A 22,235-nucleotide genomic window follows, 5' to 3' on the forward strand; every position below is an offset into this window, starting at 1 on the left:
AACCCCGAGCCGGGCCGATGCAGCCCACGCGCCCCCTGTATCGCCCGTCGGCGCGGGCAGGGCCGGGCTCGCACCTTGAGGCGCCGGCCCGGCCCTGCCCTCCCCTCCGAACGGTTCAGGCGTGCTTTCCCGCAGCGCCTTCCTGGCTCTCGAACTCGTCGAAGGCGTAGGTGTCCTTAGCGGACTCGTTGTCGTCGTCCGTGTCCGGTGCCGACTGCGGTGTCACCTCGGCGGTCTGCGGAGTCGCGTCGACCCCCGCGAGTACTGGCTCCGGCGCGGTGTCGGGCATCGCGCCGTCGTCGGCCGAGGAAGTGCCTGCGGCCGCGCCGCCTGCGGCGGAGGTCCAGGGTGCGGCCTCCGAGACCTTGTGCGCCCCCGCTCGTGCGGCGGAGCTGGCCTTGCCCGCGGCCGACCGGGCGGCCGACGTGGCCCTGCCCGCCGCGGTCGACGCCTGCTTGGCGGCGGCGTCCACCACCTCGCGGCCCTTGGCCACCGCGCTCCCGGCGGCCGCGCCCACCCGCTGCTTGGCGTCGGTAGCACCGGCCGAGCCCGAGTAGTCCGCCGTCGAGCTCTGCTCCCACGGCTCGGCCCACGGGTCGCTCTGCGGCTGCGCACGCTTCCAGAAGACGTAGCCGGCGGCCACCGCACCGACCCCGACCGCGGCCCAGACCCAGCGCTTCCTGGTCGAGCCCGACTTCGCCTCCTTGGAGGCCTGCTTCGCCGCAGCCGCGGCGGCCATGACCGACGCCTTCTCCGCGGCGGCGGCCGCCTTCTTCGCCGCCCTGCCGGCCCTGCCCTTCAACGGCCGGGCCGAGGCCGCGTCGACCCGATCCTGCATCTCGGCCGCGTGGGCAGCGGCCTGGTTCGCCGCCGCGACCGCGCGCGGCAGCAGGTCATCGACGAGTTTGTGGTGTGCGGAGTCGATGAGCGGCGCGGCCTTGTCGGCGGCCTGCCGCACTCGCGGCGCGGCAGCCTGCAGGCTGTCCCGCCACGCCTTCTCCGCGCGCGGCTGAGCCCAGTGACGCAGCTCGCTCACCCGCGGCTGAGCCCAGTCCTTGGCGTGGATCGCCTGCTCCTTGGCCTGTCCGGCGAGTGTGCCGGCCTGGTGGGCGGCTTTTGCACCCCGCTCGCTCAGCAACGCGGCGGCCGCAGCGGCCTGCTGCTTCAGCTTCTCCGTGTCGACCTGGTGGTCAACGGTGATCTTACGTCCCATGGAAAGGACCTCCCGGGATGTCCGCCGTTCAACGATCTGGTATGTAGCACCCACTCTGCCATCGCATGCCGCGCGTGGCGAGGCCGGACACTCGGCCGACGTGGAAAGATTGGGGGCATGTTCGCAACCCTGCACACATCTGCCGGTGACATCCGTCTCGAGCTGTTCGGTGACCATGCTCCGAAGACGGTCCGCAACTTCGTCGAGCTCGCGCGCGGTGAGAAGGCCTGGACGGACCCTCGTACCGGCGAGGAGCGCAAGGAGCCCTTCTACGACGGCCTGATCTTCCACCGTGTCATCGACGACTTCATGATCCAGGGTGGCTGCCCGCTGGGCACGGGTACCGGCGGGCCCGGCTACACGTTCGACGACGAGATCCACCCCGAGAAGTTCGAGTTCAACGAGAAGTACCTGCTCGCTATGGCCAACGCCGGCAAGCGCCGCAACCCCGTGACGGGCGATCCCGAGGGCACCAACGGCTCCCAGTTCTTCATCAGCACCGCCGAGACCCCGTGGCTGAACGGCAAGCACACCATCTTCGGGAAGGTGGCCGACGACGAGTCGCGCGCCGTCGTGGACGCCATCAGCAAGACCCCGACCCGCCCGGGCGACCGGCCCGTCGAGGACATCACCATCACCTCGGTCACGATCGAAGACTGACCGGAGGGCTGAGACATCGCCGACGACGAGGCACGCGCGGCCCCCGACGCGCAGGCCGGTCCCCCGGTCTGCCCGCGGCACCCTGACCGGATCTCCTACGTCCGGTGCCAGCGATGCGGCCGTCCTGCCTGCCCGGAATGCCAGCGGCCGGCCGCGGTAGGCATCCAGTGCGTCGACTGCGTGAAGCAGGCCGCGAAGCGGGCGCCCCGAGTCACGACCACGCTCGGCGGCGACGCCCGCACGGAGCGACCTGTCGTGACGTACACCATCATCGGGATGTGTGTGGTGAGCTTCCTGCTCCAGCTCGTGCCCGGCCTGGGCTGGACCGAGCGGTGGCTGTTCTTGCCGGCGGCCGGCGAGGTCGAGCCGTGGCGTTTCCTGACCGTTGCGTTCCTGCACTCCACCGGCATGCTGTTGCACATTGCCTTCAACATGTACGCCCTGTACATCACGGGCCAGTTCCTCGAGCCGCTGCTCGGGAGGGCACGGTTCGTCGCGCTGTGCGCCCTGTCGGCGATCGGGGGCTCAGTGGGCTTCTTGCTGTTCGCGGGAGTGCCGGGCTTCTTCGGCGTGTCGTGGATGCAGGGCACCGTGGGTGCGTCCGGCATGGTGTTCGGCCTGTTCGGCGCGATGTTGCCGGTGCTGCGACGGTTGGGCCGATCGGCCGGGCAGATCGTGGTCCTGCTGGCGATCAACGGCGTGCTGGGATTCGTCGTGGACGGCATCGCCTGGCAGGCCCACCTGGGCGGCCTGGTCACCGGACTGGCGATCGGCGCGGCGTTCGCCTTCGCGCCGCGGCGCTCGCAGGGGATGATCGGCGTCATCGCTCCGGTCGGTGTGCTGGTGATCCTCGTGCTCGCTGCCGTCGCGAAGTACGAGTTCGGGCTCCAGGCGGCCGTGGCGGCCGGTCAGGTCTGAGTTCGGAGACCGTCCACCAGGGGTGCTCCGACGCACCGTCGGAGCCGAGCACCCGGGCCGACCTCGGGACTTTTCCACAGCTTTACCCACAGCTGTGGGAAAGTCTGCCGGGCCTGTGGAAAAAGCGGTGCGGGCGGTGAGCCGGCGTCAGCGCCAGCGCGTCGTGAGGCCGAAACCGACGATGATCAGGCCGAACCCGACCGCCAGGTTCCACTGGCCGAGCTGCGGTATGGGCAGTCCCAGGCCCGCGCTCGTCAGGTAGAACGTGACGATCCACGCGAGGCCGAGGACCATCAGGCCCACCATCACCGGAGCCAGCCAGCGCGGGCTCGCCTCGGGCTTTGCGACGGGCGCGTCGACCTGTGGGGTGGCGGGCTTCTTCTTTCGGGGCTTCGACTCGGGCACGCTCGGGGGCTCCTGTCCGGACGGGTGCCGACCCTTTGGTCGCTTCGGCGCGTAAGGGTCGGACGATGGCATTCTCGTGGACTAGCGTAGTGGTCGAGTCGAGCGAACGGTGACGCTGACAGGAGGTTGCCCGTGATCCGGGTACGTGGGGGCACGGAGGTCACGGGCGCACGCGTGCGGTCCTGGGTGATCGTGGGCAGTGTGCTCGCGCTCGCCGGTCTGTTGTTCGTCGCCAGCGGGCGCCACGCGCTCCAGTCCGGCTCGCGTCAGCCCCAGGACATCGCCGCCCTGGTGGAGGCCGAGTCGGCGCGCGTCGGCGAGCTCTCCGAGCGAGCATCGGCACTGAACCGTGAGATCAACGCCCTGACCCTGAGCGACCGGGCCGGATCCGACCTTCCACAGGTGGCCCCGCCGATCGCCGAGCGCGAGGGCATGGCCGCCGGTTCCACCCCGGTGAGCGGCCCCGGCCTGACGGTCACGCTGGACGACGCACCGGCGTCGTCCCTGGAGACGGTCCCCGGCAACCCGCAGCCCAACGACCTGGTGGTGCACCAGCAGGATCTGCAGAACGTCATCAACGCCCTGTGGGTGGGAGGCGCCGAGGCGATGACCCTGCAGGGCGAGCGCGTCACGTCGACCTCGGCGTTCCGGTGCTCCGGCAACATCCTGCTGCTGCACGGCAAGGTGTTCTCCCCGCCGTACGAGGTCACCGCCATCGGTGACCAGGAGGCGCTCGCCCAGGCGCTGGAGAACGACAAGGGCGTGCAGAGCTACCGGGCCTACGTCGACTGGGTGCACCTCGGCTGGGGAGTGCGCACGCACGATCAGGTCGAGGTACCCGCGTCCCAGTCGGGCGGCGAGTTCCGCTACGCCCGTGTCCCGGAAGGAACGGACGTCTTCGCGTGAACCGCACACCCACCTCGGCAGCGCTCTTCCCGACCCCCGCCCCACCCGACGGACCCCGCCGTAGGCACGCCCACCGTCACGGCCGCCGCAGCGGTGGGATGGTCGCCGGGATCGTCGGCGTGTTCGGGGAACTGCTCGTCACCGTCGGCGTCCTGCTCGGCATGTTCGTCGTGTGGCAACTGTGGTGGACCGACGTCGAGGGCAACCGCGCCCAGGATCAGATCGTCGCCGACATGGGCTGGGAGGAGCCGGAGGACGACGGGACCGACGTCGCCGTCGCGACCGAGCACCGCGACGCCCCGCCCGTTCTCGACGAACCGGTCACGGGGGAAACCTTCGCCCAGTTGTACGTGCCGCGCTGGGGCGCCGACTACCGCAAGCCGATCGCGGAGGGCACCGACAAGGCGACCGTGCTCGACACGATCGGCATCGGGCACTACGAGGGCACCGGCATGCCGGGCGAGCTCGGCAACTTCGCCACCGCCGCCCATCGCACCACCTACGGCAAGCCGTACAACCAGGTCCACGAGCTGAAGGAACAGGACGCCGTGGTGGTCCGTACCGAGGACACCTGGTACGTCTACCGGGTCACCGAGTCGGAGATCGTGCTCCCGCAGAACATCGAGGTGATCTCTCCGGTGCCGGGCATCATGCCCGGCGAGCCGCTCCCGGAGCTCACGCAGCGGTTCATCACCCTGACGACGTGCCACCCCATGTTCTCCGCGGCCGAGCGGTACATCGTGTACGGCGAGCTGGACTACTGGGCCCCCGTCAGCGAGGGCACCCCGAAAGAACTGCTGGAAGAAGGGTGACGCGCTGATGTATGCCGCACTGTGGAACCTCCTCCCCGGCCCGCCATGGGCCCGCGCGTTGCTGTGCGTGGGGCTCGGGGTCATCGTCCTCGCCGCCTGCTTCGAGTACGTCTTCCCGTGGCTGAGCGACTACATGCCGTTCAACGACACCACGGTGGGGGAGTAAGCCGTCGATCGTCTGGCAGATCTACGGTCGACCCCTTGGCAGACGTACGGTCCGACCCCTGGCAGATCTACGGCCGCGGGATGCGAGCCCGTAGGCTTTCCGCATGACGCGCATCCTCGTCGTCGACAACTACGACTCCTTCGTCTACACGATCGTCGGCTACCTGAACCAGATCGGGGCGGAGACCGTCGTCGTCCGCAACGATGCCGTTCCCGAACCCGACGCGGACGGCCGCTTCCATGACGACTCCGGCACGTCGTACGACGGCGTGCTCGTCTCCCCCGGCCCCGGCACCCCGTCGGAAGCCGGCGCGTCCGAGTCCGTGATCCGCGCCTGCGCACGCTCCCGCACGCCGATGCTCGGCGTGTGTCTCGGCCACCAGGCGCTCGCCGAGGTCTACGGCGCGACCGTGACGCACGCGCCCGAACTCATGCACGGCAAGACGAGCGAGGTCTTCGTGTCCGACGACGGCGGTCGTGGCGCGGCAGGCGCGGAAGGTTCCGTGCTCGCCGGCCTCCCGTCGCCCTTCACGGCAACCCGCTACCACTCGCTCGCGGCGGTTCCTGAGAGCGTCCCGGACGAGCTCGTGGTCACGTGCGCCACCGAGTCCGGCGTGGTCATGGGCCTGCAGCACCGCGACCTCCCGCTGCACGGCGTCCAGTTCCACCCGGAGTCGGTCCTCACCGAGGGCGGCCACCGCCTCCTCGCCAACTGGCTGGAGCAGTGCGGCCTGGCCGATGCGGTGGAGCGCTCGAAGGGGATGGCACCGCTGGTCGCGGCGTAGCCGCGGATGTGACTGTCGTTGTCGACGACGCCATGGTTGGCCACAGCATCGTTTGCCAGGGCATCGTCGGCCACAGCGCGATGATGCCGTCGGTCGGATCGCCTGGGAGGCGGTCGCAATGTCCAGGTGAAGTGCGAACGGGCCCGACCATCTGGTCGGGCCCGTTCGCGTGGATGCGGATGTGCCGACTCAGCCGTTCCCGCCGCCGTCGCCAGGGAGGATCCCGCCATCGGTGGCGCCGTCGGTCGGGTCGCCCTCCGGCTCCTGGACGACGTAGAGAATGACCTCGTCGCCGGTGTCGATCTCCAGGCCCGGTGCCGGGTTGGTGTTGTACACCTCGCCGGGTTCGTACTGGTCGTCGTCCCCGTATTCGACGTCGTCCGGGTTGCAGTTCACCTGGGCGCCGCCGCAGGCCTCGAGAGCGTCCGCCAAGGTCATTCCGAGGATGTTCTCGGGGACATTGGTCTTCGAGAGGGGTACGGCGACCCAGAAGGTCACCTGCGTGTTCACCTCGAGATCGACCGGACCAGGAGGGTCGGTGCGGCTGATCTGGCCTTCACCGACGTCGTCGGTCTGCTCCGTCAGCTTGACGCCGTTCAGTCCGAGCTCCTTGAGCTTGGCCCACATCTGGTCCTCGCTGGTGCCCTTCATGTCGGGGAGAGTGACCTTGCCCGACGCATACCAGACGTCGATCTCCCTGCCTTCGGTGACGGGCGTTCCGCCAGCCGGGTCTGAACGGGTTGCTTCGCCAGCGTCATACTCCGAGTTGTTCTCCGGGTTCCACCCGCCCAGCTTCAGACCGACGCGCTCGAGCTCCGTCCGTACCTCGTCCTGCGTCTTGCCCGCGAGATTGGGCACGCTGACCTCGCCCGGAGCGCCCGAAATGTAGATCGTGACCGTCTCGCCCTCCTCGACCGTCGCGCCGGCCTCGGGGCTGGTCTCGCCCGTGGTGGTGTTCGCCTCCCGGTCGGAGTTCTCGTCAACGGTCCTGTCGCACTCGAGGCCCTCGCCCGTGACCGCGGCGCAGGCCTCCTCGTAGGTCATGCCGGCCTGGATTTCCGGCACGGTCGCCGTCGTCGGCGCATCCGGCTGCTGGCCGTTGTTGTTGACCACCCACGCGATGAGGATCGCCACCACCGCCGCGATCGCGATCGCGATCAGGGTCCAGATGAGGGTCTTCTTGTTGTCCGTCTCGTTGTCGGGGCGGCCAGCGGGCCCCATAGGCCCGGTCGGATAGCCCTGACCCGGCGTCTGGACCGGCGGCTGTCCGGTCGTGGTCGGCCCGCCCCACTGCTGGGTGCCGTACCCGGGGACGGGCGCCATCTGCTGGGTGCCGAACCCGGGCGACATCATCTGGGTGGTCTGCCCACCGAACGCCATCGCGCCCGCGCCCACCATCGGCGCGGAGACCTGGCCGCCCCGCAGCGCGGCCTCGAGGTCCGCGCGGAACTCGGCCGCGGTGCTGTACCGGTGGTCGCGGTCCTTGGTCAGCGCCTTCAGGGTGATGCGGTCGAGGACATCGGGCACGTCGACGGCGATCTCGCTGGGTCGCTGCGGCTCCTGGCCCACGTGCTGGTAGGCCACGGCCACGGGGGAGTCGCCCTGGAACGGCGGACGCCCGGTGAGCAGCTCGAACAGCAGGCAGCCGGTGGAGTACAGGTCGGAGCGCGAGTCCACCGTCTCGCCGCGGGCCTGCTCCGGCGAGAGGTACTGGGCGGTACCGATGACGGCGTTGGTCTGCGTCATCGTGGCCGCGGAATCAGCCATGGCGCGCGCGATGCCGAAGTCCATGACCTTCACGGCGCCCGTCGGCGTGATCATCACGTTCGCGGGCTTGATGTCCCGGTGCACGATCCCGGCGCGGTGCGAGTACTCGAGCGCGGAGAGCACGCCCGTGGTGATCTCGACGGCCTCCTCGATCGGTACGGCCGACCCGTCCGTCAGGATGTCGCGGACGGTGTGACCCTCCACGAACTCCATGACGATGAACGGGACGGTGACCTCCCTGTCGCTCGCGTCCTTGGCGCGGTCCTCGCCCGTGTCGTACACGGCGACGATCGCGGGATGGTTCAGCGCGGCCGCCGACTGTGCCTCCCGCCGGAAGCGGGCCAGGAAGGACGGGTCGTCGGCGAGATCGGAGCGCAGCACCTTGATAGCGACGGTGCGGCCGAGTCGTGTGTCGTGGCCGACGTGTACTTCGGCCATCCCGCCACGGCCGACCAGCTCACCGACCTCGTAGCGGCCGGCGAGCACACGGGGCGTGTTGTCCACCACTTATACGTCCTTCGAAGATTCGGCCGTCCGCGCTGCGGTCAGCGGCTCGTCAAGGAGCATCATCCCAGAGTCCACGTCTGTCGCCGTGGTGCCAGGACTCAGCATTGCGTCCGTCGTTCCGTAGGAACTATCACCCAACGGTTGGGCTTCGCCACCCTCGTCTCCCCCAGTGGTCAGCACCAGGACCAGGACAACGGCGCCCAGCAGCACCCCGAGCGCCACCAAGGGCCATGGGATACGGATCCCGAGACGGTCCTCGAACTCCGCCGCCCAGTGGGCGATGCCGGTGGTCACGCTGCCGCGGCGGTTCGACCGACCGGAGCGTTCGGCACGGACGTCTCGTCGGGACGGGTACGTTCGCGAGGTCCGGTCCGACGGCGACACCGCGGTCGGGACGTATCCGGTCGTGGGATGGAAGGCCCCCATGGAACTCCCGTGCCGCCCGACCGAGTGGTTCTGCGGGTCCGAACCGGGCACGGCGTAGTCCTCGGGGGTCCCGTGGCCCGGAACCTCCGAGGCCGGCGCGCCGTGCTGATGCGGCCGGGGCTGGTGTCCGGCTGCGGTCGGGCCCCACGGGCTCTGTGCCTCGGGTGCCACGGCAGGGGCCGACTGCGGAGTCGCGGTCGCCGTGAACTGTCCGTGCGGCGGTGCGGGGTGGGCCGAGCCCTGGGGACCCGCCGCGTGCGTGTGCATCGGGGCTTCGGTCTGTGCGTCACGTCGCGCCTCGCTGCGGGTCCGGGTGACAGGTCGTGACCCGCCCCGTCCGGATCCGCGACGGCTGCCGCTGACGTGGCGCGAGGGACCGGCGTCAGGTTGTTCGTTCGATCGGGGGCCTGCGACGCGGCGGGTGCCGAACGGATCCGCCGCGATCTCCCGCGCGAGGGCGTCCATCTCGCGGGCGAGCGTCTCGGCGGACGCGAACCGGTGCGCGGGGTCCTTCTCCAGCATCTGCAGGATCAGCTGCGACATGCCGGGATGGACCGACGACGGCAGCGGGGGCACAGGTGCGTTGACGTGCGCGATCGCGATGTCGACAGGGCTCTTGCCGGTGAACGGACGCCGGCCGGCGGACGCCTCGTAGGCGACCACGCCGAGCGCGTAGATGTCGGAGGCGCCCGTCGCGGACTGGCCCACGGCCTGCTCGGGAGAGAGGTACTGCGCGGTACCCATGACCATGCCGGTGGCGGTCATCGGCACCTGGTTCTGCGCCACGGAGACGCCGAAGTCCGTGATCTTCACCGTGCCGGAGTGCTCCAGCAGGATGTTGCCCGGCTTGACGTCGCGGTGCACGACGCCGGCCGCGTGCGCGGCGTGCAGGCCACGGGCCGTCTGGGCGAGCAGCGGCAGCAGACGCTGGGGCGGCAGGACCGGCTCGCGCTCCAGGAGGTCGGCGAGCGGCTCCCCGAGCACGAGTTCCATGACCAGGTAGCCGGCGCCCTCCTCCTCGCCGTAGTCGTACATCTGGGCGATGTTGGGGTGCAACAGCGTCGAGGAGTTGCGCGCCTCGGTCCGCAGCCTGCGGAGGAAGTCCTCGTTCCCCGTGTATTCCTCGCGCAGCACCTTGATGGCGACCTCACGAGTGAGCTTCTCGTCGAAGGCGACCCAGACCTCGCCCATGCCGCCGATGGCGAGGCGGCGCACCAAGCGGTACCGCCCCCCGACCAGCACGCCTTCGACGGGCCGCATCAGCCGATCGCCGCCTCGAGGATCGCCTTCGCGATCGGGGCGGCCAGCGTACCCGAGGCGGTGTCCTCGGTGGAGCTGCCCCCGTTCTCGAGCACGACGGCGACCGCGACCTGCGGGTCGTCGGCCGGGGCGAACCCGGTGAACCACAGTGTCGGCTGGCGGTGGCCGCCGTTCTCGGCAGTGCCGGTCTTGCCCGCGACGGACACGCCGGGGATCTGCGCTCGCTCGCCGGAGCCGTCCTCGACGACGCCGATCATCATCTCCGTGAGCGCGTCGGCGGTGGAGGACGAGATCGGGTTGGCGAGCGTGCTGGGGTTCGTCTTCTCGACCACCTCGAGGTCGCTGTCGCGGATGCTGTCGATCAGGTACGGCTCCATCTCGGTGCCACCGTTCGCGACCGTGGCGCTCAGCATGGCGACCTGGAGCGGTGTCAGACGGACGTTGCCCTGACCCATGCCGGTGAGTTCGATCGCCGGCGTCGAGTCCTCGTCCTCGTTGTCGAGGCCCGGGTAGCTTCCCCGTACGGTGCCCATGGGCACCTCCAGGCTCTCGTCGAAGCGGAAGTCCTCGAACATGTCCCGCATGCCGTCGGCGCCGATCTCGCCGCCGAGCCACAGGTACGACGAGTTGCACGAGGTGCGCAGCGCGTCGGCGAGCGTGATCTCGGTCTCTCCCCGGACGCAGTCGTAGCCGCCGAAGTTGTTGACCGTGGTCGAGGTGCCGGTCAGCTCGTACCCGTTCGGCGCCGGAACCTCGGAGTCCGGGCGGAAGTCTCCGCTCTCGATCGCGGCGGCCGACGTGAAGATCTTGAAGGTCGACCCGGGCGGGTAGAGGCCTTCGATCACCCGGTTCTGCAGCACCGAGTACGGGCTGTACTGCTCCGAGCCGTCGTCGGTGTTGATCCGTGGCTTCGAGTTCGCCAGGTTCTGGTATGTCTCGTTCACCTCGGCGCCGGAGTGCACGGCCAGCGAGTTCGGGTCGTACGACGGCTTGGAGACCATCGCCAGGATCGCGCCCGTGCTCGGGTCGAGGGCGACGGCGGCACCCGTGTAGTCCCCGAGCGCATCCCACGCGGCCTGCTGCACCCTGGGGTCGATGGTGGTGACCACCGATGACCCCTCGGCCTCCTGGCCGGTGATGAGGTTCTGCAACTGGTCCAGCCAGAGCGAGTCCGCGCGTCCCGAGAGGTAGTCGTTCGCGCTGCGCTCCAGGCCGGCGGTGGTGCCGCTCACGGCGAAGAACCCGGTGATCGGCGCGTACAACTGCGCGATGTCCTCGTCACCGTCGGCGTACACGCGCTGGCGACCGTAGTTGTCGTCCACCGGCACCGAGACGACCACGTTGTCCTCACCGACCACGATCGGGCCGCGGGCGGCACCGAGATCCCGGTAGATCTTGCGGGTGTTGCGCTGGTGGTTGTTGAGGTCGCCTGCTTGGACGTACTGGATCCACGTGGTCGACACCATGAGGACCACGAACATGGCCATGACTACCGTCGACAGGCGACGCAGGGTGGCGTTCACGCCTGGTCACCTCCTTCGTGCCGGATCGGGGCCTGCATCTGCGTCATCTCGTCGCTCGGCGAGGGCATGTTCTGGCGTGCCGCCTCGCGGTCCTGCCTGCTCGCGCCCGGACCCACCTCGATCGCGCCGTCGGCGCCGGGGTGCCCGACGGGCGTCGGCGCCGGACCCGCGAGCTGCCCCCGTGTCGGCAGGGCCGACGGCCGGCGCGCGGCGTCCGAGGTGCGCAGCAGGAGCGCGATGACGATCCAGTTCGCGAGCAGCGACGACCCACCCTGCGCCATGAAGGGCAGCGTCAGGCCGGTCAGCGGGATGACCCGCGTGATGCCGCCCACGACGACGAAGAGCTGCAGGGCCATCACGAACGCGAGGCCGCCGGCGAGCAGCTTGCCGAAGCCGTCGCGCACGCCGATCGCGGCGCGCAGGCCGCGCTGCACGATCACGAGGTAGACCAGGAGGATGCCGAGCAGACCCGTGAGCCCGAGCTCCTCGCCGAACGCGGCGTAGATCATGTCGGAGAACGCGAACGGGATCAGCGAGGAGTAGCCCTCGCCCCAGCCGACGCCGAACATGCCGCCGAACGCCATCCCGAACATGCCCTGGACCACCTGGTACGAGCCGCCGACCGCGTCGATCAACTCCAGGTCCAGCGGGTCGAGCCAGATCGTCACACGTCGCTGGACGTGCCCGAAGATCGTCCAGGCCGCGAACGCGCCGACGACGAACATCGACATGCCGATCGCGACCCATCCCCCGCGTTCCGTGGCGAGGTACAGCATCCCGACGAAGAGGCCGAAGAACAGCAGCGACGTCCCGAGGTCCTTCTGACCGACGAGAACCGTCAGCGACACGGCCCAGACCACGAGGATCGGTCCGAGGTCACGCAGGCGGGGGAGCTGCAGCCCGAGCACCTTCTTGCCGGCCAGCGCGAGCGTGTCGCGGTTTGCCACGAGGTAGCCCGCGAAGAAGATCGCGAAGAGGATCTTGGCGAACTCGGCGGGCTGCAGCGAGAACCCGGCGAAGTTGATCCAGATGCGCGCGCCGTTGATCTCCCGGCCCAGGCCGGGGATGAGTGGCAGGACGACCATGACGAGGGCGAGGACCATCACCGTGTACGTGTACTTGCGCAGCACGCGGTGGTCGCGCAGGACGAGGAGCAGGACGCACGCCACGACGATGCCCAGCGACGTCCACATCAGGTGCCGCCCGGCGTCGGCGCCGGTCATGTTGGCCATGTCGAGCCGGGTGATCATCGCCAGGCTCATGGTGTTGAGCAGCATCACCGCGGGCAGGATCACCTGGTCCGCGTACGGCGCCCGGATCCGCAGCACGATGTGGGCGGTGAGCGAGAGTGCCGCGAGCACCAGCGCGTTCGTCCAGAAGCCGGCAGGAAGCTCGCCCTCGATCGAGTAGCCGACCATGGCAAGGCCGCCGAGCCCGAGCCCGAGCGCGAGCACCAGCAGCACGGCCTCAGCAGCACGGCCTGGCGCGTTCTCCTCGGGCTGGATCGCGTCCTGCATGCCCTGGGGGACCTTCTCGGAGAGCATGCTCATCCGTTCCCCCCGCCGCTGTCAGAGTTCGATTCTCCACTGTCTCTGTCCTCGGACGCGGATCCGTTGCTTCCGGAGTCCGTGGAATCCGGCGAGGCTTCCTCGGTGGGCTCCTCGGTCGGCTCGTCCTCGGTCGGCGCGGGCTCGGTCGGCGCGGGCTCGCTCTCCTCCGTGGCCTCTTCCGCCTGGTCGATGAGGCGCTGCGCGCGGTCGACGGCGTCGTCGCGCGACGTCGCGCGGATGGTGCCCTCGATGCTGTCGGCGATGTATCCGGGGAGGTCGGCGACCTGGGTGCCGGTCAGTTCGACGGGGGTCGACAGCGAGAACGGCCCCGCCGTTGCCGGGATGCCGCGGAACACGGCGACCTGACCGTCCGCCTCGCCCACGTAGTACTGCGTCTGGGTCCAGCGGTACCCGCCCCACCCCAGGCCGGCGAGGCCGCTGGTGAGCAGCAGGATCCCGAGCACGGTGAGCCAGGACCGCCTCCGGTGCGAGGTGACCTCGGCGGCCGCTTCCGTCTCGACGTCGTCATCGTCGTCAGGGAGGACCTCGGGCTCGTAGGCCCCGGCCTCCGAGCCGTTCACCGCGTGTTCCAGGGCGTCGGCCAGGTTCGGGTCGTCGTCGGGGAGCACGGCAGTACCGATCGCGCCCGGCTGAGGCTGCGTCCCGCCAGGGCCGCCGAGGTCGGCGCCGCCCGGATGGATGATCGTGCCCGGGCCGATGGCGGCGGTCACGCCGCGCAGGGCGGCGGCGCCGACGATCTCGGGATCCGGCGGCGGGAAGGGGACGGACTCCTCGTCGACGACGTCGGCGACGACCACCGAGATGTTGTCGGTCGAGCCCTCACGCATGGCCGCCGACACGAGCCGCTCGGCCGCATCGGCGGGATCGGCGACGCCACCGAGCGTCTCGGTGAGGTCCTCGACCGAGACAAACCCCGACAGGCCGTCCGAGCAGAGCATCCACCGGTCACCCGGGATCGCCTCCCGGACGGACATGTCCGGGGTGAGGTCCAGGTCGAAGTCGCCCAGCACCCGCATGACGACGTTGCGCTGTGGATGCGTCTCCGCCTCGTCCGCCGAGATCCGGCCGGTGTCGACAAGGTGCTGCACGAACGTGTGGTCGACGGTGACCTGAGTGAGCAGCCCGTCGCGCAGGAGATAGGCGCGGGAGTCGCCGAGGTGGGCCATGGCCAGCGTGTTGCCGCTGCGCAGCAGCGCGGTCACGGTGGTGCCCATACCGGCCAGTTCGGGGTCGGACGCAGTGGCGGCGATGAGGTCCTGGCGCGCACGGTCGACCGACTGCTCCAGGTCGGTCACGAGCCGGTCCGTGCTGTGGTCGCCGTGGTCCAGCGGTGTCAGGGCGGCGATCGTGAGGGACGAGGCGACGTCGCCGCCGGCATGACCGCCCATGCCGTCGGCCACCACGAGGAGATGCGGACCCGCATAGGCGGAGTCCTGGTTGTTGGAGCGGACGAGGCCGACGTCGGAACGCGCGGCATACCGCAGATTCACGGTCACGTGGTGGTCATCCCTGGAGCTCGACGACGGACTGGCCGATCTGGACGCCTACTCCCGGGGGCAACGGAATGACCCCCTGGATGCGCTGATCGTTCATGTACGTTCCGTTGGTGGAACCGAGGTCCTCGACGTACCACTGGTTCCCTTGCGGGTAGATCCGGGCGTGCCGGGACGACGAGTAGTCGTCGTCGAGCACGAGGGTGCAACTCGGCGCGCGGCCGATGAGGATGCCCGACTGGGTGAGCGGAATCGTGGTGCCGGTCAGCGGGCCGGCGACCACGACCAGACGTGTCGGGGCGCCACTACGGCCCCCACCACCGACCAGCGGGGCCGGAGCTGGTCCCGGCGGAGGCCCGCCCACTGCGGCGGGCTCCGGCTTGCGGCGGCGCTTGCGGCCCGTGCGCGGACCCGCCAGGTCCCGCCGCAGCACGGCGACGGCCGAGAGCACGAACACCCACAGCAGTACCAGGTAACCCAACCGCAGCAGGGTGAACGTCAGCTCGCTCATGAGGGGTCGATCACCAGTCCTCGTTCTCGGCGCCGGCGCTGCCCGACCAGAACATGATCCGGGTACGGCCGATCGTCATGGTGTTGCCGTCGAGGAGCGTGGCCGCGGGAACCTGGTGCCCCTCCACGTAGAGTCCGTTCGTGGAACCCATGTCGGAGGCGATGACGCCGTCAGGGGTCACGCGGATCTCCAGGTGGCGGCGGGAGACGCCCGGGTCGTCCACGACGATGTCCGCCTCCGCGTCACGGCCGATGACCGTCACCGGACCGGTCAGCAGGTAGCGCTGCCCGTCGATGTCGATCAGCGGGTGCCGCGCGCTGGGCGAGCCGGAGGTCGCCGGTGCGACGTTCCCCTGCACGCTGCGGGAGCGCACGTTGAAGCGGCCGGGGACGAGCTCGAACACCTCGTCGAACGTCACGCTGACCGGCCCGACGAACGCGTAGTGCTGCGTCGCCGCGTAGGCCGTCACGTTCGACGCCAGCTCGTCGGCGAGGGTCTGTGCACCCCACGCCTCGATCTGGGCGAAGTCGTCCGGGGACAACTCGATCGTGAACTCGTTCGGTGCGACGGTGCGGTCCCGACCCACCACCGCGGCGCGGTCGTCAAGTTCCCGCCGGAGCCGGCTTGCCAGCTCCACGGGCTTCACCTCACCGCGTCCTACCTTGGCGAACGCGTTGTTCATCATGCGCTCCACGCTCTTCTCGAAGCGATCCAGGGCGCCCATGCCACCTCCTTCCCGGCCTGCGCGTGGGCAGACTACATAGATCGTATAGACCGGCAGGTCACCACAGACCGCAATCTGTGTGGAAGTCCTGCGGATCTTCTTGATCCTGTGCTGTGAGCCTTGGCACTGCCAGTTGGGAGAAGACGGGCGAACCCGCACGCTACCGGAGGTCGGGGTGCGACGGAACCAGGCAGGTCACATATGGGTTCGGATCCACCCCGCCTTGCGTGCTAATCTCTTCCAGCACGCGCGAGTGGCGGAATTGGTAGACGCGCACGGTTCAGGTCCGTGTGCTCGAGAGGGCGTGGGGGTTCGAGTCCCCCCTCGCGCACGTGATGCGGTGGGCGGGGTGTGTTCGGCAAGCCGAACCGCCCCGCCTCACTTGTTTTCTGTGGGGGCGGAGCCCCCACGCCCCGCCATGCGGTGGGCGGGGTGTGTTCGGCAAGCCGAACCGCCCCGCCTCACCTGTTTCTTGTGGGGGGCGGAGCCCCCACGCCCCGCCCCGGGGGCACGCCCCCGGACCCCCGCCGGGGTGCGTTGGGCGGGATCGTGCGGTCCGGACCTGGGGTCCGCCGTGCGTTTCGGGGCTTCGCCCCTTGCCCCCCTCTCCGGGGTTCGTCTCTGAGTCCGTCAGGTCTTCTCTAGGTTGAGCCTCAGTGTCTTCAGGCTTCTGCCGTCGGCTCCGGTTCATGGGGGAGAAGTCCCCATGTTTCGTCAAGGGAGGCGTCGCGGGAGGGGGGATCACGGCGAGGTTTATGCCTGCGCACGGACTTTGCGCCACAATCAGCCCCATGCTTGACGTCTCGATCGCCCCAGCTCCGGCGCCGGATGCGCCGTTCGAGGATCACATCGACTGGGCTCGCAACGCTCCCGCGCCCCCGGTCACGCCCGCCACCATGCCGACCGACTACACGAACTCGCCCGTCGGCGACGCCATCACCGTCGATGCGCAGCCGTGGGACTACGAGTCCGAGGCGCACCAGGCGGTGTCCGGTTCGTCGCACGGCGTGCTGGACATCGGCACGGGCGACGGCACCGCCTTCGCCGCGATGGGCCCGTTGCCCGAGGGATCGGCGGCGACCAGCACCGGACCTGCCTTCCTGGCCGCCCGCCGCAAGCTCGAGCCGCTGCGCGTCACCGTGCAGAAGGTCGAGGAGATGTGGGCGGAGGACCTCGTACTGCCCTTCTTCGACGGCCACTTCGCCACGGTGATCAGCCGGTGCGGCCTGATCAACGCGCACGAGGTGGCCCGGCTCCTGCAGCCGGGCGGCGTGTTCGTCACCGAGCAGTTCGACACGCGCGACGGCTTCGCCATCAACGAGGCGCTCGGCGTCCCGGTGGGCTGGGATCCGGACGGCATGACCGTCGACGTGCTCACGGACGCCCTCAAGGCCGAGGGCATGGAGGTCACGCGAGCCGAGCACCACGGGGGCGTGCGGAAGTTCCGGAGCCTCGCGGCCGTGCTCTGGTACCTGAGGACCGTGCCGTGGCAGGTCCCGGACCTGGCACAACTAGCTCCCGGGGCGATCACGGCCCACGAGGCCGGGCTGCGCGGGCTGCACATGCGGTTCGCGGCCGGCGCGGAACTCGTGGACGAGGCCCCGCGCCTCTTCGTCACGGCGCGCAAGCCCCGCTGACGTGTGACCGCCCGCGGTCGGTCCGTTGATGAGTGATCGGCACTTCGAACTGCCGATCACTCATGCAGGGACCGACCGAGTGCCTCGTGCTCTCCGACGGCCCTGCGGACCGCGTCGACGAGTGCGCCCGGTTCGCCGTCGTCGACCACTCTCACGCGGCGTGGGAGGCCCGGGGCCGGGTTCTGCCTCGCGGCGGCCTCGAGGACGAGGCGGCCGTCGTGGGCGATCGTGGGGGCGTGGACCTCGAGATCGGTCCAGGAGGGGCAGCGTCGCATACCGGCGGCGTAGTCCGGTGGAATGCCCGCCACCTCCAGGAAGATCTCGACGGCGGCAGCCGTATCACCCTCCGCGACGCACGACTCGACCGCCGCCACGACGTGGCGCCAGACGTCGGGGCCGCCGTCGGCGACGTCGTGTTCCGGCTTGTGGACGACGACGGCGGTAACGCGCTCCTCGAGGTCGGCCGCCGCGCGCAGCGCGAGGAACGCCCCGGTGGACATTCCCAGGAGAGCTGCGGGGCCCGCGACGTCGAGCACGGCGGCGAGGTCCTCGATCTCCCGCGCCACCGCATACGGCGGGGTGAAACCGCTGGTACCGCGGCCTCGGCGGTCGTACCTGACCGTGGCGATCGGTGCACAGGGCGCGGCCTCGCCGGGCGCCGCCAGCCGGCGCGCGAGGGCGAGTGTCGAGGGCGGGCGGTGTGCCAGGACGCCGTCGACCACGACGAGTACGGAACTCGCGTCGTCGGGTCCGGTGCGGTCGACGGCGATCGTGGTCCCGTCCGCCGAGGTCACGGCCGAGGCCACGGTGAGCAGCGAGGTCATACAGGTACGACGACGGAGCCGGGCGGAACTGATCGCTCGCCGCGACCGCTTCGAGCGCGACCCGCGCACCGCGACGATATTCCCGTGTTCGCGCCGCGGAAAAACCTTTGGCGCGGGCCCGTGTGCAGCGTAGGTTCCTGCATACACAAGAAGGGAGGTGATCCGAGATCGTGAAGACACTCGGGACCTGTGAGGTGGTCGCGCGCTAGCAGTCGCGCGACATGAAGTCGACGCGCCGGGCTAGCACGGCGCACGGGACTGGTGGCGAAATCATCGCGACCACCGGGGCCCGCGGGTACCGCGCCCTCGTCCAGCGCGGTGCGGAGGTGCACGGCCTCCGAACCCGCGGGCTTTCCCGCGCCCGCGCAACCCACGCCGCTGCGCGATCCGCGACCCCGCACGATTCACGCCGCTGCATGATTCACGCCGCTGTGCGGTCCGCGCCCCTCACGAGATCCACGCCGCCGGGCGAGTTTCCATGCTTGCGCAAGGACTGCGTGGAGTGTGCGCCGATCCGCAGGGCCGGGCCCCGCGAGCCCGGCCTATCCTCGAAGTATGGTCGGCGGAGCAATAGCCCTCGCGGGCGCCAGCGGAACGATCGGCGTCCAACTCGCGTTCCGCCTTGCCGCGGAGGCCACGGAACAGCGGCTCATCGTGTCGGACGAGATCCGCGCACCGCGCCTGCCCGACGGCGCCGCACTGCCCGACGCCCAGGTCGCCGTCCTCGGCCGCACACCCGCCGCCGACGAGCTGGACGCCGCACTGGACGGGGCCGACACCCTGGTCATCGCCGGCATCGGCGCCCGCGACCCCGACCCGATCGAACTCCTGGCCGCCCACCGCTTCCGCCGGATCGTGCACCTGTCACAGATCGGCGCCGACGCGCAGGGAATCGCCAGCCACGGCCGGAGGCACTGGCGCATCGAGCAGGCAGTGCGCGCCTCCGGCGCCACCTGGACGACACTCCGGGTGTCCGTCCAGTTCGGAACCCTCATCCACGCCGTCCACGGCGACGCCCTGCGCGCCCCCGCTGGAGACGGACGCGTCTCGGCCGTCTCACCCGCCGACGTCGCGGACGCCACCACCGCCGTCCTCCTCGACGAACGCGCCCACGCCCACGACGGCATCACCTACCGGATCACCGGACCCGAGGCGCTCACGGGCGCCGACGTGGCCCGGACACTCTCCACGGTCACCGGACAACCGCTGCGCTACGAGCCGATGTCGGCCCGCGACGCCTACGTCAGCCCCGTGCCCTGGGTACACGACCTGGACGCCTGGATCTCGTGCTGCGCCGCTATCGACGCCGGCGTCTTCGAGGAGGTGGACGACGCCGTCGCCGTCCTCGCAGGACGCCCCGCCCGCACCCTGGAGCACTGGCTCGACGACTACCCGGGAGAACTGGCCATCCTCCGACGGGGCGACCCGGCGAGGTAGTTGCGTCCGCCAGAGGTTAGATTCGCGGCATGTGGACGCCCGACGTGCTCGACGGTTTCGAGCAGCTCACCCTCGACCTCAAGCCCGACGAGGAGGGCGACGTCGTGGCCACCCTGGCACGGCGGATCAGCCCCGGCGAGACGGACGCCGGCATCGACCTGCTGTACGTGCACGGCTGGAACGACTACTTCTTCCAGGCCCACCTCGCGGACTTCTGGGAACACCTCGGCGTCCGCTTCCACGCTCTCGACCTGCGCAAGTACGGCCGGTCCATCCGCGACGGACAGACCCTCAACTACGTCGCCGACCTCGGGACCTACGACGAGGACATCGCGGCGGCGCTCGCGGCGATCGGGCACGACGCCGACGAGCCGGGTTCGCGGCAACTGCTTCTCATGGGGCACTCCACCGGTGGGCTGATCCTCAGCCTGTGGGCGTCGCGGCATCCGGGACGGGCGGTCGGCGTCGTGCTGAACGCGCCGTGGCTCGAACTGCAGATGCGCGAAGCCGGCCGCCGGGTCCTGGAGCCGGGTGTGCGCGCGGCCGCTGCGATCAACCCGCGGGGGCCGGTCGTCTACTACGACCGGGGGCTGTACTCACGAGCGATCTCCGCCGAGTACGACGGCGAATGGACCTACGACACGGAATGGCGCTCTGACCAGGGGAGACGACCGACACCAGCCTGGATGGCCGCGATCCTCAAAGGGCACGACCAGGTGGCGCACGGGCTGGCGATCGACGCGCCCGTCCTGGTGCTGCTCTCGGCGAGGTCCTCGATGCCGACCCGCTGGACCGAGGAGACGCAGCGCACCGACACGGTGCTCGACGTCGTCGGCGTGGCGCGCCGGGTGCCAAATCTCGGCCCGGTGACCACATTGGTGCGGGTGGACGGCGCGTTGCACGACGTCACGCTCTCGGCGGCACCGGTGCGCGACGTGGTGTGGCGCGAGACGGCGCGCTGGTTCAGGGGCTACGTCGCGCCTGACGTGGTCCGGCGGGACGCGGCCGAGGACATCCTTCCCCGCATCCCGTGGTGGCGCGGCGTCGTCGCACGCATCGCGCCCCGCCGGAGCAGCGCGGCGGTGTGACGTCACGCCGCCGGTGCCACGTCGTCCCTCCGCGTCGCCCTGCCCTGCCTTGGCAACCTCGCCGACGTCAGTGCCTCGGGTCCCCGATCGCGGCCAGGAAGAGCGGCCAGGACGTGTCGGTGTGGGCGATGCGCAGCAGGTAGGGGCGGTCGACGGTCATCTCGACCTGGCCGAGCGGCATCGATGTCTCGGCCATGCCGAGTTCCGTGACGGCGGCGGCGACCGTGCCCTCCGCGTCGACCTGCAGCACCACCTGCTGGAACGCCTGGGTCAGGGCGAGATCCTGGTCCGAGATCCCGGACAGGTCGGGCAGCTGGTACAGCTCACCGAGACCGGCGTCGTAGAGGGCGGCGCACAGGTCGACGGGGCCCGTCTCGACGTCGAGCGAGGGCATCGTCAGTTCGACCGGTCGCGGTTCGGCGGAGGTGAGGGCGGCATCCAGGGCGGCCCAGGTGTCGGCGTCGGGCGCGGCCGGGGCACCGTCGCCGGACACCGCGGTCGTGTCGGGCGGCAGGAGCACGTCCGCGTGGAACCCCTCGGTGTACGGCAGGCGTGCGGCTTGCCAGCCGTCCTGCGAGGTGTACGGGACCCCGAGCGTGCCCCAGACGGCCTCGGCCTGGATCCCGGTCCCGTCGTCGAGGGTGAACGGTTCGGCGTCGCGCGTCTCGGTGAAGGGCTGCTGCCATCGTGCGGCCAGCAGGACGGCGTTCTGCAGCACGAGCCGGAGGCTCGGTTCGGGCGTGATGGCGCTCTCGTCGATCAGCCCGCCGGTGTGCTCGTTCGTCCAGGCGTCGAGGATCGCCTTGCCCTCGTCACCGCCGAGGTCTGTGTGCTGCACGCCGGCGCCGAAGCCCTCGGCCAGGGCGTCGAGGTAGCTGTCCAGCGGGGTGAGCTCGTCGTCGATGACCGCCTGGTTGGCCAGGTGGAGGACGGGAGGGTCCGGAAGCTCGTCGTCCTGGACGACGGCGGGATCGCCGTCGTACTCCCCGACGGCCCGGGACAGCGCGTTGAACGCGTCGGTGCGGTCGTCGCCGCCCGCGCCGAGGGCTTCGTCGAGAGCGGCGAGCGTGCTGGCGTCGGCGCCCTCCGTGAGCATGGCCAGGGCGACGGCGAGCGACGCGGGGGAGGCGACGGCGTTGGGGCCGTCCGGACTCGTGCAGTCGGAGCCCGCGGGCGGAGCGGCCGGGCCGACCATGACCCGGCCAAGCTCGTCCGTCGCGGCGACGACGTCGGGAACCGCGGAGGCGTCGGCGACCGTGACGGTTTTGCGCTCGACGTCGGAGCGCACGGTCCCCGCGTCGGGGTTGGCGCCGCCACATGCCGCCAGCGTGAGGGAGAGCGGGAGAAGTGCGACGACGGCGACGCGTGCGGCGGGTCTGCGTGAGGTGCGGTACATCAGAACCTCCTGGGGTGACGGGCGTGCCGGCGGTCGGGCCGGTGCCGCACCGAACCTGATGAGGGGCCCGTGTCCGGGCCGCCACGTGCCCGGGCCGCCACGTGGCGACCAGCGACCGGCCATCGTGTTTCACCAGGTTTGTGTCCCGTCGGGACGCACGCTTGCAGGACGAGACCGCGGAGGCCGGGCCGCACGGCTTGAGACCGT

At 70.5% G+C, this 22,235-nt stretch carries 20 protein-coding genes and 1 tRNA gene; 10 read left to right on the forward strand and 11 right to left on the reverse strand.

Annotated elements, in window-relative coordinates; all coding sequences use genetic code 11:
* Positions 1-115: 115 nt before the first annotated feature.
* Positions 116-1,213 carry a hypothetical protein gene (locus ACYVK5_RS01110; protein WP_460701447.1) on the reverse strand — a complete coding sequence of 366 codons (1,098 nt, stop codon included), beginning with the start codon at positions 1,211-1,213 and terminating at the stop codon, positions 116-118.
* Between the two features lie 117 nt (positions 1,214-1,330).
* Between ACYVK5_RS01110 and ACYVK5_RS01115 the strand changes: the two genes are divergently transcribed.
* On the forward strand, positions 1,331-1,873 hold the full coding sequence (locus ACYVK5_RS01115; RefSeq protein WP_460701448.1) for a peptidylprolyl isomerase: 543 nt from the start codon (positions 1,331-1,333) through the stop codon (positions 1,871-1,873).
* A gap of 15 nt (positions 1,874-1,888) precedes the next feature.
* Positions 1,889-2,791: a rhomboid family intramembrane serine protease gene (locus ACYVK5_RS01120; RefSeq protein WP_460701716.1), complete on the forward strand. Its 903-nt coding sequence runs from the start codon at positions 1,889-1,891 to the stop codon at positions 2,789-2,791.
* 147 nt (positions 2,792-2,938) lie between these two features.
* Here ACYVK5_RS01120 and ACYVK5_RS01125 read toward each other — a convergent pair whose 3' ends face one another.
* Positions 2,939-3,196: a cell division protein CrgA gene (locus tag ACYVK5_RS01125; RefSeq protein ID WP_460701449.1), complete on the reverse strand. Its 258-nt coding sequence runs from the start codon at positions 3,194-3,196 to the stop codon at positions 2,939-2,941.
* Between the two features lie 132 nt (positions 3,197-3,328).
* On the opposite strand from ACYVK5_RS01125, the gene ACYVK5_RS01130 reads away from it, so the two are divergent.
* From ACYVK5_RS01130 to ACYVK5_RS01145, 4 genes are all read left to right on the forward strand, one after another.
* On the forward strand, positions 3,329-4,102 hold the full coding sequence (locus tag ACYVK5_RS01130) for a DUF881 domain-containing protein (RefSeq protein WP_460701450.1): 774 nt from the start codon (positions 3,329-3,331) through the stop codon (positions 4,100-4,102).
* Positions 4,099-4,914: a class E sortase gene (locus ACYVK5_RS01135; RefSeq protein WP_460701451.1), complete on the forward strand. Its 816-nt coding sequence runs from the start codon at positions 4,099-4,101 to the stop codon at positions 4,912-4,914. Before ACYVK5_RS01130 ends, ACYVK5_RS01135 begins: the two co-directional genes overlap by 4 nt.
* Positions 4,915-4,921: 7 nt before the next feature.
* Positions 4,922-5,080, forward strand: a complete 159-nt coding sequence (locus ACYVK5_RS01140) for a hypothetical protein (protein ID WP_460701452.1) — start codon at positions 4,922-4,924, stop codon at positions 5,078-5,080.
* 103 nt (positions 5,081-5,183) lie between these two features.
* Positions 5,184-5,864 (forward strand): glutamine amidotransferase-related protein, encoded by a 681-nt coding sequence (locus ACYVK5_RS01145; protein ID WP_460701453.1) that lies wholly within the window; start codon positions 5,184-5,186, stop codon positions 5,862-5,864.
* A 189-nt stretch (positions 5,865-6,053) separates the two neighbouring features.
* Here ACYVK5_RS01145 and pknB read toward each other — a convergent pair whose 3' ends face one another.
* From pknB to ACYVK5_RS01180, 7 genes are read right to left on the reverse strand one after another with little or no spacing between them, the layout of a single operon-like run.
* Positions 6,054-8,138 carry a Stk1 family PASTA domain-containing Ser/Thr kinase gene (gene pknB, locus ACYVK5_RS01150; protein ID WP_460701454.1) on the reverse strand — a complete coding sequence of 695 codons (2,085 nt, stop codon included), beginning with the start codon at positions 8,136-8,138 and terminating at the stop codon, positions 6,054-6,056.
* Positions 8,139-9,824, reverse strand: a complete 1,686-nt coding sequence (locus ACYVK5_RS01155) for a serine/threonine-protein kinase (RefSeq protein WP_460701455.1) — start codon at positions 9,822-9,824, stop codon at positions 8,139-8,141.
* Complete coding sequence (locus tag ACYVK5_RS01160; RefSeq protein ID WP_460701456.1) at positions 9,824-11,347, reverse strand: peptidoglycan D,D-transpeptidase FtsI family protein; 1,524 nt, start codon at positions 11,345-11,347, stop codon at positions 9,824-9,826. The genes ACYVK5_RS01155 and ACYVK5_RS01160 overlap by 1 nt, the downstream gene beginning before the upstream one ends.
* Positions 11,344-12,891: an FtsW/RodA/SpoVE family cell cycle protein gene (locus ACYVK5_RS01165; protein WP_460701717.1), complete on the reverse strand. Its 1,548-nt coding sequence runs from the start codon at positions 12,889-12,891 to the stop codon at positions 11,344-11,346. The genes ACYVK5_RS01160 and ACYVK5_RS01165 overlap by 4 nt, the downstream gene beginning before the upstream one ends.
* A gap of 2 nt (positions 12,892-12,893) precedes the next feature.
* Positions 12,894-14,414, reverse strand: coding sequence for a PP2C family protein-serine/threonine phosphatase (locus ACYVK5_RS01170; protein ID WP_460701457.1), 1,521 nt, complete (start codon positions 14,412-14,414; stop codon positions 12,894-12,896).
* Between the two features lie 7 nt (positions 14,415-14,421).
* A complete protein-coding gene (locus ACYVK5_RS01175; protein WP_460701458.1) occupies positions 14,422-14,922 on the reverse strand; it encodes an FHA domain-containing protein FhaB/FipA in 501 nt (166 codons plus the stop codon).
* A 10-nt stretch (positions 14,923-14,932) separates the two neighbouring features.
* The gene (locus ACYVK5_RS01180; RefSeq protein ID WP_123816171.1) at positions 14,933-15,646 is read right to left on the reverse strand and encodes an FhaA domain-containing protein; all 714 of its coding nucleotides are present in this window, start codon (positions 15,644-15,646) and stop codon (positions 14,933-14,935) included.
* A 247-nt stretch (positions 15,647-15,893) separates the two neighbouring features.
* On the opposite strand from ACYVK5_RS01180, the gene ACYVK5_RS01185 reads away from it, so the two are divergent.
* A tRNA-Leu gene (locus tag ACYVK5_RS01185) sits at positions 15,894-15,977 on the forward strand.
* 460 nt (positions 15,978-16,437) lie between these two features.
* Positions 16,438-17,283, forward strand: a complete 846-nt coding sequence (locus ACYVK5_RS01190) for a class I SAM-dependent methyltransferase (RefSeq protein WP_460701459.1) — start codon at positions 16,438-16,440, stop codon at positions 17,281-17,283.
* Positions 17,284-17,339: 56 nt separating this feature from the next.
* Here the strand turns inward: ACYVK5_RS01190 and ACYVK5_RS01195 are convergent, their stop codons facing one another.
* Complete coding sequence (locus ACYVK5_RS01195) at positions 17,340-18,107, reverse strand: alpha/beta hydrolase (protein ID WP_460701460.1); 768 nt, start codon at positions 18,105-18,107, stop codon at positions 17,340-17,342.
* A gap of 555 nt (positions 18,108-18,662) precedes the next feature.
* Between ACYVK5_RS01195 and ACYVK5_RS01200 the strand changes: the two genes are divergently transcribed.
* Both ACYVK5_RS01200 and ACYVK5_RS01205 read left to right on the forward strand, forming a co-directional pair.
* Positions 18,663-19,544, forward strand: coding sequence for an NAD(P)H-binding protein (locus tag ACYVK5_RS01200; protein WP_460701461.1), 882 nt, complete (start codon positions 18,663-18,665; stop codon positions 19,542-19,544).
* A gap of 29 nt (positions 19,545-19,573) precedes the next feature.
* Entirely contained in the window at positions 19,574-20,632 is a 1,059-nt protein-coding gene (locus tag ACYVK5_RS01205) for an alpha/beta hydrolase (RefSeq protein WP_460701462.1), read from the forward strand.
* A gap of 67 nt (positions 20,633-20,699) precedes the next feature.
* Here ACYVK5_RS01205 and ACYVK5_RS01210 read toward each other — a convergent pair whose 3' ends face one another.
* Positions 20,700-22,028, reverse strand: a complete 1,329-nt coding sequence (locus ACYVK5_RS01210; RefSeq protein WP_460701463.1) for a serpin family protein — start codon at positions 22,026-22,028, stop codon at positions 20,700-20,702.
* Between the last annotated feature and the right edge of the window lie 207 nt (positions 22,029-22,235).

The sequence above is a fragment of the Myceligenerans halotolerans genome (assembly GCF_054782975.1).

Bases quoted from the DNA above. Each gene is read 5' to 3' on its own strand.
- ACYVK5_RS01110 (WP_460701447.1), bottom strand. From the start codon at position 1,213: ATGGGACGTAAGATCACCGTTGACCACCAGGTCGACACGGAGAAGCTG.
- ACYVK5_RS01115 (WP_460701448.1), top strand. From the start codon at position 1,331: ATGTTCGCAACCCTGCACACATCTGCCGGTGACATCCGTCTCGAGCTG.
- ACYVK5_RS01140 (WP_460701452.1), top strand. From the start codon at position 4,922: ATGTATGCCGCACTGTGGAACCTCCTCCCCGGCCCGCCATGGGCCCGC.
- ACYVK5_RS01145 (WP_460701453.1), top strand. From the start codon at position 5,184: ATGACGCGCATCCTCGTCGTCGACAACTACGACTCCTTCGTCTACACG.
- ACYVK5_RS01155 (WP_460701455.1), bottom strand. From the start codon at position 9,824: ATGCGGCCCGTCGAAGGCGTGCTGGTCGGGGGGCGGTACCGCTTGGTG.
- ACYVK5_RS01165 (WP_460701717.1), bottom strand. From the start codon at position 12,891: ATGCTCTCCGAGAAGGTCCCCCAGGGCATGCAGGACGCGATCCAGCCC.
- ACYVK5_RS01175 (WP_460701458.1), bottom strand. From the start codon at position 14,922: ATGAGCGAGCTGACGTTCACCCTGCTGCGGTTGGGTTACCTGGTACTG.
- ACYVK5_RS01180 (WP_123816171.1), bottom strand. From the start codon at position 15,646: ATGGGCGCCCTGGATCGCTTCGAGAAGAGCGTGGAGCGCATGATGAAC.
- ACYVK5_RS01190 (WP_460701459.1), top strand. From the start codon at position 16,438: ATGCTTGACGTCTCGATCGCCCCAGCTCCGGCGCCGGATGCGCCGTTC.
- ACYVK5_RS01195 (WP_460701460.1), bottom strand. From the start codon at position 18,107: ATGACCTCGCTGCTCACCGTGGCCTCGGCCGTGACCTCGGCGGACGGG.
- ACYVK5_RS01200 (WP_460701461.1), top strand. From the start codon at position 18,663: ATGGTCGGCGGAGCAATAGCCCTCGCGGGCGCCAGCGGAACGATCGGC.
- ACYVK5_RS01205 (WP_460701462.1), top strand. From the start codon at position 19,574: ATGTGGACGCCCGACGTGCTCGACGGTTTCGAGCAGCTCACCCTCGAC.
- ACYVK5_RS01210 (WP_460701463.1), bottom strand. From the start codon at position 22,028: ATGTACCGCACCTCACGCAGACCCGCCGCACGCGTCGCCGTCGTCGCA.